General features: G+C 33.7%; 15 protein-coding genes. 5 read left to right on the top strand and 10 right to left on the bottom strand.

Features of this window, described 5'->3' with window-relative positions; translation table 11 throughout:
- Window positions 1-152 precede the first annotated feature (152 nt).
- Window positions 153-614, top strand: coding sequence for a fasciclin domain-containing protein (locus JQC67_RS14905; protein WP_238934813.1), 462 nt, complete (start codon window positions 153-155; stop codon window positions 612-614).
- 7 nt (window positions 615-621) lie between these two features.
- Here the strand turns inward: JQC67_RS14905 and pheT are convergent, their stop codons facing one another.
- The 3 genes from pheT to JQC67_RS14890 form a co-directional block, all read right to left on the bottom strand.
- Entirely contained in the window at window positions 622-3,048 is a 2,427-nt protein-coding gene (pheT, locus tag JQC67_RS14900) for a phenylalanine--tRNA ligase subunit beta (protein WP_203253716.1), read from the bottom strand.
- A 128-nt stretch (window positions 3,049-3,176) separates the two neighbouring features.
- Window positions 3,177-4,295, bottom strand: a complete 1,119-nt coding sequence (leuB, locus tag JQC67_RS14895; RefSeq protein WP_203253715.1) for a 3-isopropylmalate dehydrogenase — start codon at window positions 4,293-4,295, stop codon at window positions 3,177-3,179.
- Entirely contained in the window at window positions 4,295-5,467 is a 1,173-nt protein-coding gene (locus JQC67_RS14890; RefSeq protein ID WP_203253714.1) for a 2-isopropylmalate synthase, read from the bottom strand. The genes leuB and JQC67_RS14890 overlap by 1 nt, the downstream gene beginning before the upstream one ends.
- Before the next feature lie 146 nt (window positions 5,468-5,613).
- Here JQC67_RS14890 and JQC67_RS14885 point away from each other — a divergent pair, with 146 nt between their 5' ends.
- A complete protein-coding gene (locus JQC67_RS14885) occupies window positions 5,614-7,158 on the top strand; it encodes a hypothetical protein (RefSeq protein ID WP_203253713.1) in 1,545 nt (514 codons plus the stop codon).
- Between the two features lie 6 nt (window positions 7,159-7,164).
- Window positions 7,165-8,025 carry a DMT family transporter gene (locus tag JQC67_RS14880; protein WP_317198379.1) on the top strand — a complete coding sequence of 287 codons (861 nt, stop codon included), beginning with the start codon at window positions 7,165-7,167 and terminating at the stop codon, window positions 8,023-8,025.
- A gap of 7 nt (window positions 8,026-8,032) precedes the next feature.
- Here the strand turns inward: JQC67_RS14880 and JQC67_RS14875 are convergent, their stop codons facing one another.
- The 4 genes from JQC67_RS14875 to panB form a co-directional block, all read right to left on the bottom strand.
- A complete protein-coding gene (locus tag JQC67_RS14875; protein WP_203253712.1) occupies window positions 8,033-8,572 on the bottom strand; it encodes a DUF4252 domain-containing protein in 540 nt (179 codons plus the stop codon).
- 50 nt (window positions 8,573-8,622) lie between these two features.
- Entirely contained in the window at window positions 8,623-9,321 is a 699-nt protein-coding gene (locus JQC67_RS14870; protein ID WP_203253711.1) for an RluA family pseudouridine synthase, read from the bottom strand.
- Window positions 9,321-9,818 (bottom strand): signal peptidase II, encoded by a 498-nt coding sequence (lspA, locus tag JQC67_RS14865; RefSeq protein WP_203253710.1) that lies wholly within the window; start codon window positions 9,816-9,818, stop codon window positions 9,321-9,323. Before lspA ends, JQC67_RS14870 begins: the two co-directional genes overlap by 1 nt.
- 80 nt (window positions 9,819-9,898) lie before the next feature.
- On the bottom strand, window positions 9,899-10,717 hold the full coding sequence (gene panB, locus JQC67_RS14860) for a 3-methyl-2-oxobutanoate hydroxymethyltransferase (protein WP_203253709.1): 819 nt from the start codon (window positions 10,715-10,717) through the stop codon (window positions 9,899-9,901).
- A gap of 97 nt (window positions 10,718-10,814) precedes the next feature.
- On the opposite strand from panB, the gene JQC67_RS14855 reads away from it, so the two are divergent.
- Window positions 10,815-11,270: a nuclear transport factor 2 family protein gene (locus JQC67_RS14855; RefSeq protein ID WP_203253708.1), complete on the top strand. Its 456-nt coding sequence runs from the start codon at window positions 10,815-10,817 to the stop codon at window positions 11,268-11,270.
- A 42-nt stretch (window positions 11,271-11,312) separates the two neighbouring features.
- On the opposite strand, the gene JQC67_RS14850 is transcribed toward JQC67_RS14855, so the two are convergent.
- Both JQC67_RS14850 and JQC67_RS14845 read right to left on the bottom strand, forming a co-directional pair.
- Window positions 11,313-12,515 carry a sensor histidine kinase gene (locus JQC67_RS14850; protein WP_203253707.1) on the bottom strand — a complete coding sequence of 401 codons (1,203 nt, stop codon included), beginning with the start codon at window positions 12,513-12,515 and terminating at the stop codon, window positions 11,313-11,315.
- A gap of 28 nt (window positions 12,516-12,543) precedes the next feature.
- Complete coding sequence (locus JQC67_RS14845; protein ID WP_203253706.1) at window positions 12,544-13,701, bottom strand: alpha/beta hydrolase; 1,158 nt, start codon at window positions 13,699-13,701, stop codon at window positions 12,544-12,546.
- Window positions 13,702-14,088: 387 nt separating this feature from the next.
- Between JQC67_RS14845 and dnaK the strand changes: the two genes are divergently transcribed.
- The gene (gene dnaK, locus JQC67_RS14840) at window positions 14,089-15,993 is read left to right on the top strand and encodes a molecular chaperone DnaK (protein WP_203253705.1); all 1,905 of its coding nucleotides are present in this window, start codon (window positions 14,089-14,091) and stop codon (window positions 15,991-15,993) included.
- A gap of 100 nt (window positions 15,994-16,093) precedes the next feature.
- Here the strand turns inward: dnaK and JQC67_RS14835 are convergent, their stop codons facing one another.
- Window positions 16,094-16,999 (bottom strand): metallophosphoesterase, encoded by a 906-nt coding sequence (locus tag JQC67_RS14835; RefSeq protein WP_203253704.1) that lies wholly within the window; start codon window positions 16,997-16,999, stop codon window positions 16,094-16,096.
- Between the last annotated feature and the right edge of the window lie 110 nt (window positions 17,000-17,109).

The following is a 17,109-nucleotide window of genomic DNA, read 5'->3' as shown; positions in this document are numbered from 1 at the left end:
AAAATTAAAGTTCAGCGAGTTTAGCCCCTTACAAGAACCTTGACCACTATTAAGAACCTATGAAATCTCTGGTGTCCCTACTAACCGTTTGCCTACTTTTTATCTCATTTATTTCCTTAGCGCAAAACAATATTACTTCACTAACATCTGAAATGGATCCTAATAAATCTATTTTGACAAATACTTCAGATTCAGAAAATTACCAGACATTATCAACAGTTATGCGGGCATCTGAATTAAAAGATCTATTAGGTCATGATGGCCCATTTACAGTTTTTGCCCCGTCAGATAGTGCTTTCGAAAAATTACCAAGACATAAAGTAGCAGAATTGTTGAAACCTGAAAACAAAAAAGAATTGCAAGATTTAATGGCTTTTCATGTTGTAGCGGGTAATCTTACTGCTTCAAAAATTTTAAGAGCAATGTGTCGCGGAAATGGTGTCGCATCATTTACTACTGTTCAAGGAAATGAAATTACGGCCACCCTGCAAGGTATTGATATTGTATTAAGTGATAGTGTTGGTAATTCTGCAAAAATTACCGCTGCAGATGCAAATCAATGTAATGGTGTTATGCACGAAATTGATCGAGTGATTCTTGCCGGTAAATTTTAAACCCTTTTTATCTCAACTCAGCACCGAGTTCTTTCTTATATCGTGACTGAAGTTTGTCCATTACCTTATCTATTTGTTTATCAGTTAAGGTGCTTTTGTCATCTTGTAAAGTGAAACTAACGGCGTACGACTTTTTACCTTTTGGTAGTTTTGAACCTTTATAAACATCAAAAAGGCTAATGTTTTTAATCAGTTTTTTATTGCTATTAATACCTAAATCATAAACTTCTTGAAAAGCTACAGAGTCATCTAAAAGCAACGCAAAATCTCTCTTTACTTCAGGATATTTAGGTATCGCCTTAAAAACAATTTGATTTTCTTTTACAAGTTCAATAAGATTATTCCAGTTGAAATCAGCATAAAGAACTTCTTGTTTAATATCAATTGATTTTAGAATACTATTTGATACGATGCCAAGTGTAACTATATTTTTCTTTTTATGAGTAATAGTTAGCCCTTCAGATAATAAATCGCTTTCGTTCGGTATGCTAGTATCTGAACTTACACCTAATCTACTTAAGATATTTTCTACTGCTGTTTTTAGATAGAAAAAGTCATTCTTTTTTTGAGGAGTGGCCCAACTGTCTTCAGAGCGATTTCCGGTTAGATATAAGGCTAAATGTTTATTTTCTATTGTATCTTTTTTTCCTTGGATATACGTTTTACCAAATTCAAAAAACTTGAGGTTCGATTTTTTACGATTAATATTATAAGAAATTGCCTCTAAACCTGTAAACAACATTGAACTTCGCAAAACAGATAAATCACCGCTTAACGGATTCAAAATTTGAACTGATTCTTTTTCAGCAAGTTGTTTTGAAAGATTCTTATGCGATGGAGAAGTTAGACTGTTTGTCATTATTTCATAAAAACCTTGAGCGGTTAAATGATCTCCTATTTTTTGTTCTAACTTATAATCGTCGAACCTAGAATTCTGCGCGATTGATGCGTTTAATTTCTGGCCAAATTTTATATTATTATAGCCATAAACTCTTAATATTTCTTCAATTACATCAACCTCTCGCTGTACATCTACTCGAAAAGAGGGGATAGCTAATCCTAAACCACTTTCGGTTACACTTTTTACTTTTATATATAAAGACGCAAGAATCGATTTGATTGTATCTTTCGGAATTTCTTCACCTATAAGTTTATTTATTTTTTCAAACGAAAGAAATACTTGGTGGTCTTCAAATTGTTTTGGATAAAAATCAACAATATCAGATGTTATTTCACCATTTGTAAGTTCTTTAATTAAAAGTGCGGCACGTTTTAGCGCATATTCTACATTTTCAATATCAATACCACGTTCAAACCTAAATGATGCATCTGTACTTAAGCCATGTCTTTTTGCTGTTTTTCTTATGGTTACAGGGTCAAAATATGCGCTTTCTAAAAATATTGAGGTAGTCTTTTCAGTTACCCCTGTATTAATACCACCAAAAACACCAGCAATACACATGGGTTTTTCAGCATCACATATCATTAAATCATCTTCATGAAGTATATGTTCTACACCATCTAAGGTCATGAACTTAGTTCCTTTCTCAACAGTTTTAACTACAATGTTTTTATCATATACACGGTCAGCATCAAAGGCATGCAAAGGTTGACCAAGTTCATGTAAAACATAATTTGTAACATCAACAACATTATTTATGGGTGATACGCCTATAGAATTCAATCTGTTTTTCAACCAGTCTGGTGATTGCTGTACCGTTAAATTACTTAATGTAATGCCACAATATCTTGGTGCTAATTTACTGTTCTCAACAGTTACTTGTAGTTTTCTAGAACGAACGTCAACATGAAACTTGCCAACTGAGGGGGTAATTAACTTTTTGCTTATTTTTTGACGCTCAAGGCCTGCTTGTAAATCACGGGCAACACCTAAATGACTCATGGCATCAGCTCTATTGGGCGTAAGGTCTATTTCAAAAATTTCATCATTTTCTATTTCAAAAATTTCTGAGCAAGGCGTACCGGGTTTTAATTTAGAATCTAAAACCATTATGCCATCATGATCAGTGCCTAAGCCTAATTCATCAGCGGCACAAATCATACCCATACTTACTTCGCCTCTAATTTTACCTTTCTTAATCTGCCAAGATTCACCTTTTTCATCATAAAGAATTGTACCTAAGGTGGCTACTGGTACTTTTTGTCCTTTTGCTACATTAGGTGCTCCACATACTATTTGTACGGGCTCATCTAAACCAATGTCTACTGTAGTAAGGTTGAGTCTATCGGCGTTCGGATGTTTTTCACAACTTAGTACATGACCAACTAAAACTCCTTTTAATCCTCCTTTTACTGATTCGTAGTTTTCTATTCCACCTACTTCAAGACCTAAATTGGTCAACATTTCAGAAGTTTGATCTGCATCAAATTCAATAGGAATAAACTGTTTAAGCCAGTTGTATGAAATTTTCATTGGTCAGGTTTGTAGCGGGCAAAGATAATTCAATATATCAGAAATTAAAACGACTTGATTTTAATTCTATTGATATTTTTGATTTTTAGAAATAACTTATGATTGACTAGTGAATTAAAATGTTACTGTTAAATAATAGTAGATTTTCCTAGGCCAATATTTTCATCATTGATGTTTCCTAAGTCATCAGAGTCTACAATATTATTTGCAATAAAGTTGCCGACGTAATCGGTGCCATATTTACTGCTTCCCATAATATCAGTGGTAACTATTTTTTTATGAAAAGATTTTCGAACAGCAGATACAACCGCATTTGATTCTTCTTTTAAATCAAAATGACTTAGTAACATTGCTGTACTTAAAATTGAAGCAACGGGGTTAGCGATGTTTTTTCCTTTTGCTTGCGGGTATGAACCATGAAAAGGCTCAAACATTGCATTGTCTCGTCCTACAGAGGCTGATGGTAATAAGCCAACGGAGCCTATGATAACACTACCTTGGTCAGAGAGTATATCGCCAAACATATTATCCGTAAGAATAACATCAAACTGTGCTGGGTTTTGCATCATTTGAACAGTTGCATTGTCAATGTACATGCATTCTAATTTTACATCAGCATAGCTTTTCGCTATTTCAGTAACAACTCTGCGCCAAAGACGTGAGGTTGCAAGTACATTGGCTTTGTCAACTAATGTTACTTTTCTTTTTCTATTTTTTGCTGCTTTAAAAGCTAAATGTGCAACACGACTAATTTCTTTCTCTGTATATGTGCAGAGGTCTGTGGCAGTGGTGCCATCTTCTGATATTTGCTTTTCACCAAAATAGATACCGCCTGTTAATTCACGATAAATCACTAAGTCAGTACCAGCAATAGATTTATTGTTTAAAATACCATTTCTCGTAATTGAAGGAAAAACTTTTACCGGTCGAATACATGCAAAAAGTTCAAGGTCTTTACGCAATTGAAAAAGCCCTTGTTCAGGCCTAATTAAGGCTGAAGGATTATTGTCATATTCAATAGCACCAATTGCGCCACACAATATTGCATCGGCTTTTCTACAAATGTCTAATGTAGATGCTGGTAAAGGCTTTCCTGTATTAGAAATAGCTACTGCACCAAAGTTTGCTTCTTTATATGTGAAATTATGATTGAAAGTTTCTTCTACCGCTTTTAGGCATTTCACTGACTGCTCTAGTACCTCTGGTCCAATGCCGTCTCCGCCTAAAAGTGCAATTTCTAATTCCATTAGGTAAGGCTTTCAATATTTACCTTAGAAGAGGCAATTATTTCATGAATATCATTATCTACTACTTCTTTTTTGCGATCTGCATACTTCAAGAACTCTTGATATACCTCGTCTAATTGAAGTTTGGTTAATTCATAACCCACTTTTTTAGCTCTATAGGCCAAAGCAGCTCTACCACTTCTTGCAGTAAGTACTATTGAAGATTCATTGACTCCAACATCCTCAGGGTTAATTATTTCATAGGTTTCTCTGTTCTTAATAACACCATCTTGATGTATACCTGAACTATGTGCAAAAGCATTTGAACCAACTATTGCTTTGTTGGGTTGTACTGGCATTCCCATTTTTTGTGAAACCATTTGGCTTGTACTGTAAAGTAATTTGCTATTTATGTTTGTGTCAAGGTTTAAATTAGGATGCTGACGCATCACCATGACTACTTCTTCTAATGAGGTGTTGCCAGCGCGTTCACCTATACCATTTATGGTACATTCTATTTGCCTTGCACCGTTAATAACACCAGCTATAGAGTTAGCCGTAGCCAAACCTAAATCATTATGACAGTGGCAAGACAATATTGCCTTTTCAATGCCTTTTACGTTTTCTTTTAGGAATTTTATTTTTTCACCGTATTCGTATGGTAAACAATACCCCGTGGTGTCAGGAATATTTAATACAGTTGCGCCCGCTTTAATTACTGCTTCACATACTTGTGCTAAGAATTCATTATTTGTTCGACCTGCATCTTCAGCATAAAATTCAACATCATCTACAAAGTTTTTTGCATGACTGACGGCGGCTACCGCACGTTCAATTATTTTACTTCTGTCTGAATTGAATTTATGCTTTATATGTGAATCAGAAGTGCCAATACCTGTATGAATTCTGGGTCTTGCAGCAGGTTTAAGTGCTTCAGCAGCAACTTCTATATCTTTTTTTACAGCTCTTGTTAAACCACAAACAGTTGCATTCTTTACCAATTTGGCTATTTCATTGACAGAATTAAAGTCACCAGGGCTTGAAATAGGGAAACCGGCTTCAATAATATCGACCCCCATAACCTCTAACCTTTCGGCAATAACCAGCTTTTGTGTAGTGTCAAGTTTACATCCTGGTACTTGTTCTCCGTCACGCAATGTGGTATCAAAAATTTGTACTATATCTTTGCTCATTATATTTGTGTAGTTTAGCGGCACTATACGAATATATGGCCCTTAGGCGAATAGTACATTAATAAAACAACGCTATTACAATGCCGATGTACTTTTGGTGTTGTTTAAAAACCTTATAATCAATTGTTTAACCCTTATTTTTTACGATGACAAATACGCATAAAGATGCATTATTTGTTCTGGTGAAATCGCTTTCTAAATCAGAAAAGCGACAGTTCAAGCTTTACGTTGGTCGATTGGGTGTTAATACTGACGCCAAATTTTTATCGCTTTTTATCCTTTTAGATAAATTAAGAAACTACAATGAAAAGACCATTTTAGAAAGTGGTATTGTTAAAAAAGCACAGCTTTCTAATCTCAAAGCGCATTTATATAAACAAATCTTGGTTAGTCTTCGTTTGAACCCTGTTAATCAAAATATAAGAGTTCAAATACGTGAACAACTGGATTTTGCAACTATTTTGTATCAAAAAGGTTTGTATAAGCAGAGTTTAAAAATTCTAGAAAAAGCTAAAAATATTGCTGTTGACAATGAAGAGAAAAATATAGCTTATGAAATTGTAGAATTAGAGAAAATTATTGAAACTCAGTTTATTACACGTAGTATTCCTGATCGAGCAGACGAATTAGCTATCCAGGCAAAAGAATTATCTGCTCAAAATGTAATGACCAGTAAGCTATCTAATCTTTCGTTACAGCTCTATGGATGGATGTTAAAAGTAGGCTATGTTCGGGGTGATGATGATTATCAAAGGGTGAAAATGTATTTTGAAAAACAATTGCCCTCATACAATATAGATCGACTTGGTTTTCGTGAAAAGTTATGGCTCTATAAATCATATTTATGGTATAGTTTCTTAACACAAGACTTTCTTTCGTGTTACAAATATGCCAGTAAATGGGTTGACCTTTTTGATGAAAGACCTGATATGATTGAAATGCATCCGGTTTTCTTTTTAAAAGGAAATAATTATTTACTAGAATCTCTTTTTAATGTAAAGTATAGTTCTCAATTTAATGAGACACTAGAAAAATTAGAGAAAAAAGTTTCTGAAAAAGACTTTCCTAAAAATGATAATATTGCTTCACTAATTTTTCTATATGTTAATTCTCATAAACTGAATTTACATTTTATGGAGGGCTCGTTTAAAAAAGGGCTTTATTTGGTGCGTATTATAGAATACGGCATAAACAAACATAAAGACCGAATTGATGCGCATCACATTATGGTACTTTATTATAAAATAGCATCACTTTATTTTGGTAACGCAGATAATAAAAATTGTATTCTTTACCTGAATAAAATCATCAAAAATAAAAATCTTAGAATGCGCGAAGATTTAATGTGTTTCGCTAGGGTTTTAAGTCTTGTTGCGCATTATGAGGCGGGTATGGATTATCATTTAGAGGTACAATTAAAAAGCACCTATAAGTTTCTTTTAAAAATGAATGACATGCATGCGGTGCAAAAAGAAATGTTGAACTTTTTACGTAACCTGAGAAATATTTATCCGCATGAGTTACGCAATGAATTTGAAAAGCTACATAAAGAATTGAAAAAGTATGAAGACCATCCGTACGAAAAAAGACCTTTTTTATATTTAGATATTATCTCTTGGCTTGAAAGTCATTTACAAAATAAACCAGTTGCCCAAATTATTCAACAGAAGGCAAAACAACTGACTCGATAATTTTTTTTGAAAGACTCAAAACTTCATACTAGACATTTAATTGAAATGAACGTGGCCATGCTTTTTGGCAGCACCTCGGGAGTTTTAGGTAGATATATTGAGTTACCAGTTACCGTGACTATTTGTCTACGTGCATCTCTTGCTTTTTTACTTTTATTCCTTTATTGTAAATGGCGCAAATTCTCCTTTAAAATTTTTAAAGAAGATCGTTTTTTACTTTTTGTAAGTGCGGTTTTAATGGGCGTACACTTTGTAAGCTATTTCTATGCTTTACAGTATTCTAATGTAGCAATTGCAATGCTTTCATTATTTACATATCCGGTAATTACCTCTTTTTTAGAGCCACTAATTTTAAAAACTAAGTTTCAAAAAGTTCACTTGCTTTTGGCAGGTATGTTACTCTGTGGAATATATTTTTTGGTACCTGATTTTAGTTTAGAAAATTCATATTCAATAGCCGTGTTTTTTGGTGTTTTTTCAGCAGTTTGTTACGCACTTAGAAATATTCTAATGAAATCTAAAGTTACCAGATACAACGGGTCTTTTTTAATGTGTTATCAAATGGGGGTAACGGGTGTATTACTGCTTCCTGCATTGTATTTTATAGATTTTGACTCAGTAATTTCACAGTGGAAAGCATTAGCAGCTTTGGCGCTACTTACTACAACTATTGGTCATACATTATTTTTGAATAGCTTCAAACATTTTTCAATTACTACGGCAAGTATTTTGAGCAGTATTCAACCGGTTTATGGTATTATATTAGGCGCCTTGTTTTTATCTGAAATACCTGCTTTGCCAACTGTTTTTGGTGGTGCTTTGATATTAGCTTCCGTATTGATTGAAAGTTTAAGATCTAGAAAATAATACTGAATTAATTATCAGATTTTTCTTGATTGATGCCTGGGTTTCCCATTCCGAATTGACTAATTAGGCCATCACCTAACTTAATAAACTCTTCATTTTTTGCCATTTCTCGCACCTTTACAGGATCAAAATTTCCATTGAAATACAGAAAAGAACCGGTTGCGGTATTGTTGTTATAAATCAAAATTTCTTTGACCGCATCACGTTTCTCGCGGATTGAAACTACATTTCTTTTTAGTTCATCATTCTTTCTATACACTTCAATAAATGAACTGCCTGTAATGCCATTCATTTGTTTATTTAAGAATTCAGTTCGTTCTGCTGTGGCGCTTGGGAACTGCATATAGCGTAAATCTTTAGTACTGCCAATTAGCGAATTCATTTCAGGTGAAATGTTGCTAATCATTGATAACATAAAATGAGGAACCCGTACCGCAGTAACATGATTGTCATTTTTATGTGCTTCGTAAAAAGTGTCAATAGAATTGTAAGTTCCGCAAGAAGAAAATGCAATTATACTCAATAGTAAAAGTGTTCGCTTAATCATGGTTAGTGTTTTAAGTTCATTAAATATATGAAAATGTGTCTACTAAATACTTAGCAACAAGCATTCCAAACTGAATCTTCTGGTGGTGGGGCTAAAATTTGCAGCGGTTCTTTTTTTACAGGATGCATAAAAGATAGGGCACGCGCATGTAAATGAATACTACCATCTTTATTACTGCGATCAGCACCGTATTTTAAATCACCTTTTATAGTACAACCAATTGCTGCTAACTGAGCTCTAATTTGATGATGTCTACCTGTATGTAAATCTATTTCTAAAAGGTAAAAATTATCTAATCTTTTGAGGAGGCTATAATCTAATATTGCCTTTTTACTTTCGTCAACTTCTTTTATGTGAGCGTACGATTTATTTTGTTTTGGATTTCTTTTTAACCAATGTACAAGGCTGTCTTTTTCTTTAGGAGGATTATTTTTTACAACGGCCCAGTAGGTTTTTTTAGCAGATTTTTCTGCAAAGAGTTTGTTCATTCTTGTCAAGGCCTTTGAGGTTCTGGCAAAAACCACAATTCCGGAAGTAGGTCGGTCTAAACGATGCACAACACCAAGGTAAACAGCTCCGGGTTTGTTGTATTTTATTTTAATATACTCTTTAACTACATCGCTCAACGGTGTGTCACCGGTTTTGTCACCTTGAACAATATCACCTGGTCTTTTATTAACGACAATCAAATGATTATCTTCATAAAGCACTTGTAAATTAGAAGCGGAAGAAATAATTTTTTGTGACACTAAATCATTTGTTTTTTACTATATATTGTCAATAGTAAAATTAGTATTACGCCCATAGTTACTGAGACATCTGCCATATTAAATATACCGGTTTTAAAGAAGCCAATTTCAACAAATAAGAAATCAGTTACTGATCCATACATTATACGGTCAATTAAATTACCAATACCACCACCAATTACGCAAGCAAAGGCTAAGACCATAAATTTGTCTAAGTCTTTTTTTCTGAGGATTCTGGTAAGTAAAATAAGCAAGACCAGAACAGGAAGCGCTTGTAATACTATTATTTTTATAATAGGGGGTAGGTTCTTACCAAAACCTAACATCGCACCAGTATTTTCAACATTGGTAACTATAAAATTGTCTCCAACTACCTGAATGTATTCACTGGGCTCAACTTTTTTTCTGATTACTTCTTTTGAAATTTGATCACATCCAATATTAAGTAGCACTAGTGCAATTATTATTATATTTCGTAAAACAGTATTTTCACGCATTGCGCTATTTTTAAAAATAAGATTACAGGTAATTGACTCTTTTAAAAATTCAATATATTTTGGATGAGAAAATTTACGCTCTAATACTGTTCTTCGTCGTTCGGGAAATCTTTACTTTTTACATCACCTACATATTGCGAAATGGCATTACCCATATCTTCATATAGGTTCATGTAACGTCTTAAAAAACGCGGATTAAATTCATGGGTCATTCCTAATAAATCATGAATAACTAGCACTTGGCCATCGGCATGTTTACCACCACCAATACCAATTGTTGGTATTGAAATGCTTTCTGAAACGTTCTTTGTTAACTCAGCAGGTATCTTTTCTAATACGATACCGAAACAACCTAACTTTTCAAGTAGTTTGGCGTCTTCCATCAATTTTTCAGCTTCACCTTTTTCTTTAGCACGTACAGCGTATGTGCCAAATTTATAGATGGCTTGGGGTGTTAAACCTAAATGCCCCATAACCGGAATTCCTGCATTTAAAATTCGCTTTACCGATTCTTTAATTTCAATACCACCTTCTAATTTTACAGCATGAGCGCCACTCTCTTTCATAATTCTAATCGCAGAACGTAAGGCTTCTTTAGGGTCACTTTGATAACTTCCGAAAGGAATATCAACAACAACTAAAGCTCTCTTAACCGCTCTAATAACTGAAGAGGCATGATAAATCATTTGATCTAAAGTAATAGGCAGAGTAGTTTCGTGGCCGGCCATGACATTACTGGCAGAATCACCAACTAAAATCACATCGACTCCTGCAGAATCTACAATTTTAGCCATAGAATAATCATATGAAGTTAACATGGAGATTTTTTCACCCCGTTGCTTCATTTCAACCAAAGTTTTTACTGTGATTCTTTTGTATTCTTTTTTTGCAGTAGACATTGTGTTTTTCTTTTGAAGGATAAAAATAGGTAAAAAGTTAAAGAATATAGGGCAAGTATTTTTCAGTTAATTTTATAGGGTATTCAAATTCTGTAGAATGAAAAATCATTTATTAATTATTAGCCTATTTATCTGTTTTCAAATTTCTGCTCAAACGGATGAAAAATTGGAAGTACAACGCATAATTGATAACTTTTTTATTGGTTTTCATGCGCAAGATTCTATAAAAATGAGGAGTGTGGTTGCTGATGAAATGGTGTTGCAGACTATTATAAATTCACCTGATGGTAGTTATAAAGTAAAAACTGATGAATTCAGTAGTTTTCTTGTTAGCATTTCAAAAATACCTTCAACCTTGAAATTTGAAGAAAATTTAATTGATTACAATATTCAAATTGATGGGCCAATGGCGAATGTGTGGACCAAGTATGAATTTAAGATTAACGGTGAATTACATCATTGCGGAGTTAATTCATTTCAATTACTTAATGATGGAAGTGGTTGGAAAATTATTTATTTAATTGATACGAGACGTGAAGACAATTGCAATTAATCATGTTTCGAAAATTTAATATTCTAAATGGTTATGTCGCAATTACTTCTTTAACGTAAATATAAATTTGGCACCATTACCTTTTTCTGATTCTACATTAATTTCACCACCACTTTTTTCAACAATCTTTTTTACGGTTGCTAGCCCAATACCATTGCCTGTAATTCCGAATTTATCTTTGATTGTCATGATTTTAAAGATTTGAAATATTTTATCATGATGAGCTGAAGAAATACCAGGACCATTGTCTTTTACATAAAACTTATAATGTGTTTCTGATTCGGACACGCCTAACTCAATTGCAACTTTTTCCTTATCACTATATTTAATGGCATTTGTCACAAGATTAATTAAAATTTGATCAAGAGCCGTCTTATTTGTATGAACCGCATCTATTGATGAGCTTAACTTAAGGTTCATTTCATTCTCAAAAGAGAATAGGCCAGAAATATCATTAACTAAATCGTTAAGGTTTATTTGAGATTTTTCTTCTAATAAAACAGTATCACTTCTGCTGTAATCTAGTAGTCCTGTTATAAGAATTTTTAATTTCTCAGAAGATTGAGAAATCATGTTGAGCATTTTACTGCCATCTTCATCAAACTGATGTGCATAATTTTTAATAAGAAGTTTTGAAAACCCGCTAATATGCTCTAATGGTGATTTAAGGTCATGTGCTGCAAGAAATGCAAAACGTTCTAGTTCTTGATTTTTTTCTTCTAAGTTTCGTTGTGTTTTTTCTAAAGCAATCTTAGTTTTTCTAAGATTTAAAATGATCATAACTTGATTTGCTAAGGCAGTCAATGACCGTATTTGGCTTTGACTTAATAACTTTGGCTTGCTATCAATTACGCACAAAGTACCTAGCGGTAGCCCATTGTCACTTATTAAAGGAACACCAGCATAGAAAATTACATTGGGCTCACCTATTACCAATGGGTTGTCATGAAAACGTTCATCAAGCCTTGCGTCTTGAACTACAAGAACATTATCTTGGTCGTTTATAGCATGTGCACAAAATGCTAAATCTTTGGGTGTTTCTGTAGCGTCAATGTTATGACTTGATTTGAACCATTGTCGTTTGTCATCAATTAAGCTAATTACAGAAATTTGAGTACCACATATTTCAGAAGCAATTGCAGTTATATTATCATATTCGGTTTCTGAAATGGTATCAAGAATAGCATAAGATTCTAATTCTTTCAACCTTTCGTTTTCTTTCTTATGCTCTTTTGGCTTTATCATTGGTATTTTTTGAAATTAATTATGGTTATTACAAACCAATTTTTAAATATTTCATAATGGCCTCTTCACCCATGAGTGCATTTTTTGGTCGTGGATGCTTTTCATTAAAAACTCTTAAATCATCAGTAGCTAAAATGGTTACATAGCTTTCATCAAAACCATCATCATAGGGAGTATTAAACGGTAATTTTAAATGATGCTTAAAAAAATTGTATGCCGCTGCTCTCTTAGAATAGGCGTAATCATGTCGTTCTAGTGGCAAATGCACATTCTCTAGTCTATTTTCAGCATTATAAAGGGCATATACTTTTTGAACGTATGGATATTCTACTCGAGGTGTATTGCTCGTCCAATCACCACCATCAGAAATCATCAATAAAGGTCGTGGTGCGCATAGCGCTGCTATTTCAACATTATTGGTTTGGTGATCTGCACTTTGGTGTACAGGCATACCACTTTCACAAACGCAACCACCAAAAAAGTGAGCTGATACTTGAACAGCCGGAATTGAAACGCTTATTCGGTCATCAATTGCAGTAAGCATAAAAGTTTGTGTGCCACCACCAGAACCTCCGGTCATACCAATTCTAGTTGCATCTACATCAGGCCTAGAAATCAAATAGTCTAGAACACGTTGACTATTGAAAGTTTGTAATAACAAAGCAATTGGCATTTTATGATTTGTTTGATCATTTTCACCATAACCAACCATATCATAGGCAAAAACAATAGCGCCCATTCGTGCTAAAACGGCGGCTCGTTTTTGTATATAATGGGTATATCGTTTATCAGCTAAATGCCCATGTGGACTCAACACTGCAGCATATTTTTCTTTATCACCAATTGGTCTGTATAAATTACCAGATACATAAAACCCAGGAAAACTTTCAATGGCGATATTCTCAACAGTATAGCCATCCATTTCTCTTTTGCTGTGAATAATGGTGTTGAAACTTCCTGAAATCTTAGGCATTTTTTCAAGTTGCATACCTTCAATAATTCCCCTTTTTATCCGGTCGCGACGTTTTTCCCAAGATTCTAAATCATCCCATTCAGATGCAAATTTTTTCATGACCAAATTCGCTTCATCTTCTGTCCAGAAATGACCTTGACATAGTCTATTCTCTTGCCCGAAGGAAGAAACACTTAATAAAAAAAGAACTAATAAATTAAAATAAAACTTCATATTGATACAATTGATTATTATGAATCTATGAATTTAATGCCTTTCTCGACTGAATACAATAGCTCTGATTTAATTTTATTGTAGTATTTAGACTACATATTTAACGGTGTTTTTGCAAATTTGTTTTCTCAAGCTAAATAAGTAGTGAAAGAATAGTATTGTAGTGGTACATACATAAATCTGGATTGGATAGATAATGAAACAATTGTGGTTACAACTTTTTGCTGTCAAAACACCAGTAAACACAATAATTGGCGGTAATTAATAGTATTAGAAACTAATTAATTTAACTAAAAATGACATAGTGTCAGTCTTTATGTCTTGGCATATTGTTTGACAATAGAGTATTGATTATAAAAATAAAACGCTAATTAAATACATATATAAATGAGCAAGATTATTGGAATAGATTTAGGTACAACCAACTCTTGTGTCTCGGTGATGGAAGGTAACGAGCCAGTGGTTATTCCTAACGCAGAAGGTAAAAGAACTACTCCGTCTGTTATTGCATTCGTAGAAGGAGGCGAGATTAAAGTTGGAGATCCAGCCAAAAGACAGGCAGTAACAAATCCAGAAAAAACGGTTTATTCTATAAAACGTTTTATGGGCAATAAATACTCTGAGTCAAGTAAAGAAGCTCAGCGTGTGCCTTATAAAGTTGTAAAAGGTGATAATGACACACCTCGTGTTGATATTGATGGTAGATTATATACACCACAAGAATTGTCAGCTATGATTCTTCAGAAAATGAAGAAAACTGCTGAAGATTATTTAGGTCAAGATGTAACTAGAGCAGTAATTACTGTGCCAGCATATTTTAATGATGCACAACGTCAGGCAACTAAAGAAGCTGGTGAAATAGCTGGTTTAACAGTAGAAAGAATTATCAACGAACCAACCGCAGCATCACTTGCTTACGGTATGGATAAGAAAGATGTAGATCAAAAAATCGTTGTTTTTGACTTCGGTGGTGGTACACATGATGTTTCTATCTTAGAATTAGGTGATGGTGTTTTTGAAGTATTATCTACGGATGGTGATACACACTTAGGTGGTGATGATGTTGACCAAAAAATAATTGATTGGTTGGCTGAAGAGTTTAAAAAGGATGAGAATATTGACCTTCGTGATGATGCAATGGCATTGCAACGTTTACGTGAGGCTGCTGAAAAAGCAAAAATTGAATTATCTTCTTCAGCACAGACTGAGATTAACTTACCATATGTAACTGCAACGGCATCAGGTCCAAAACACCTTGTGCGTACGTTGTCTCTTGCTAAGTTTGAGCAATTGATTTCTGATTTGGTTGCACGTACTATTGAGCCTTGTCAAACTGCCTTAAAAGCAGCTGGACTTTCAAAAAGTGATATTGATGAGATTATTTTGGTTGGTGGTTCAACACGTATACCTGCAGTTCAACAAGCTGTTGAGAAGTTCTTCGGAAAAGCACCTTCAAAAGGTGTGAACCCTGATGAGGTTGTTGCCGTTGGTGCTGCAATTCAAGGTGGTGTTTTAACTGGTGATGTTAAAGATGTATTGTTATTAGATGTTACGCCACTTTCATTAGGAATTGAAACAATGGGTAATGTGTTCACTAAGTTGATTGAATCAAATACCACAATACCTACTAAAAAATCACAAGTATTTTCTACTGCTGCTGATAACCAGCCTTCAGTTGAAATTCATGTGTTACAAGGTGAGCGTGCAATGGCTGCTGATAACAAAACAATTGGACGTTTTCATTTAGATGGAATTCCACCAGCACAAAGAGGTACACCTCAAATTGAAGTTACTTTTGATATTGATGCAAACGGAATTATCAAAGTTTCAGCTACTGATAAAGCAACTAACAAGACGCAAGATATTCGTATTGAAGCTTCTTCAGGTTTGACAGAAGATGAAATTCAAAAGATGAAAGCTGAAGCAGAAGCTAATGCTGAATCAGATAAGGCGGCTAAAGAAAAAGCTGATAAGTTGAATGAAGCTGACAGCATGATTTTTCAAACTGAAAAGCAGTTGAAAGAATTCGGAGATAAATTATCTGAAGAAAAGAAGAAGCCTGTTGAAGAAGCTTTAGAAGAATTGAAAACTGCATTTGACACTAAAGATTTAGCGGTAATTACGCCAGCTTTAGATAAAATCAATGAAGCTTGGAAAGTTGCATCTGAAGAAATGTACAAGGCGCAAGCTGAAGCACAACAAGGTGGTGGAGCGGCTCCTGATCAAGAAGGATCTGCTGATTCTGCTGAAGGTGATAACGTTGAAGACGTAGACTTTGAAGAAGTGAAATAATAACTTCTTTTAAATATAAAAACCCGCAAGATGCACATCTTGCGGGTTTTGTTTTTTTAGGCATTACCTTAAACTTGGGTTGTGCTAAAAAAAAATCAGTTTATTTGATTTTTAAGTTTCTTGAAGGTTCTCTACCAAAGCCTTTTACCAAAATAGAATCTTTTATAAAGCGTACAGTTGCAAATGAAGTTGAATTTTCAGTGTCCACCATTCCTTTAAAGTTTAAATAGTGTACGCCATTTCTTTTTACGTAACCACCGTTGTGATAGTGGCCGTTAAAATAAAATTTTACACCGTCGTATTTATCAATAATAGAAAGTAACTGTTCGTAGTTCAAAAGATTATGTGTTGGTTCCTCTGCAATTGCTGGAAAATGACAATAAAATCCAACTTGCTCATTATTTTTTTTCGCCAATTCTAATTCATTTTCTACCCAGGCTAATTGATCATTACTCAAGCCACCATTCCAATCTTTTAAATTTGGTCTATTTTTTTTAGATAAATGTTTGAAAAGTGAATCTGTTTGTTGTTTTTTTGTTTCTGAAAGCGCACCATGTTTACTGAGGTCATTGCCATCAAGAATAATAAAACGCCAATTATTCTTGACAATGCTATAATAGCGATTATCAAGATTCATTTTTTTAAATATTAATGGTTTTAATGAATCAATCACACTGAAATCATGATTACCTAGCACGTGATATTTGTCAGATTTTAAGCTGTTCCAAATGGGAGCAACAGTATCAAAGCTTTCAAAATTCTTATCAATAAAATCTCCTAAATGAATTGAATAGTCTAGTTTGTTATTGTTTAGAATGTTAACAGCATGCTGAAGACGATTAGAAGATTTTTTATAAAAACGTACAGTAGATGGCTCACAGTAGCAATATTGACAATCAGCAACTACTCCAATTGTAAATTCGATGGGCTTTTGTTCTGTTTCCTTTTTGGTTTTGCAACTGACTAATACGAGAATTAAGAATATGAAGAGGTGCCGATTTATCATGCTTTTAAATTTTTGTCGTTTGATGCTATTTTATGCTAAAGATACAGGTAAGACTTTATTCAATAAAAATGAATTCACTACGTTTATAACCTTAATTATTTTTTAGCACA

The sequence above is a fragment of the Aurantibacter crassamenti genome, assembly GCF_016811105.1.
Lineage (GTDB): Bacteria > Bacteroidota > Bacteroidia > Flavobacteriales > Flavobacteriaceae > Aurantibacter_A > Aurantibacter_A crassamenti.
Note: the sequence above shows the minus strand (reverse complement) of the source record. Positions and strands in the feature narration are given on the sequence as shown.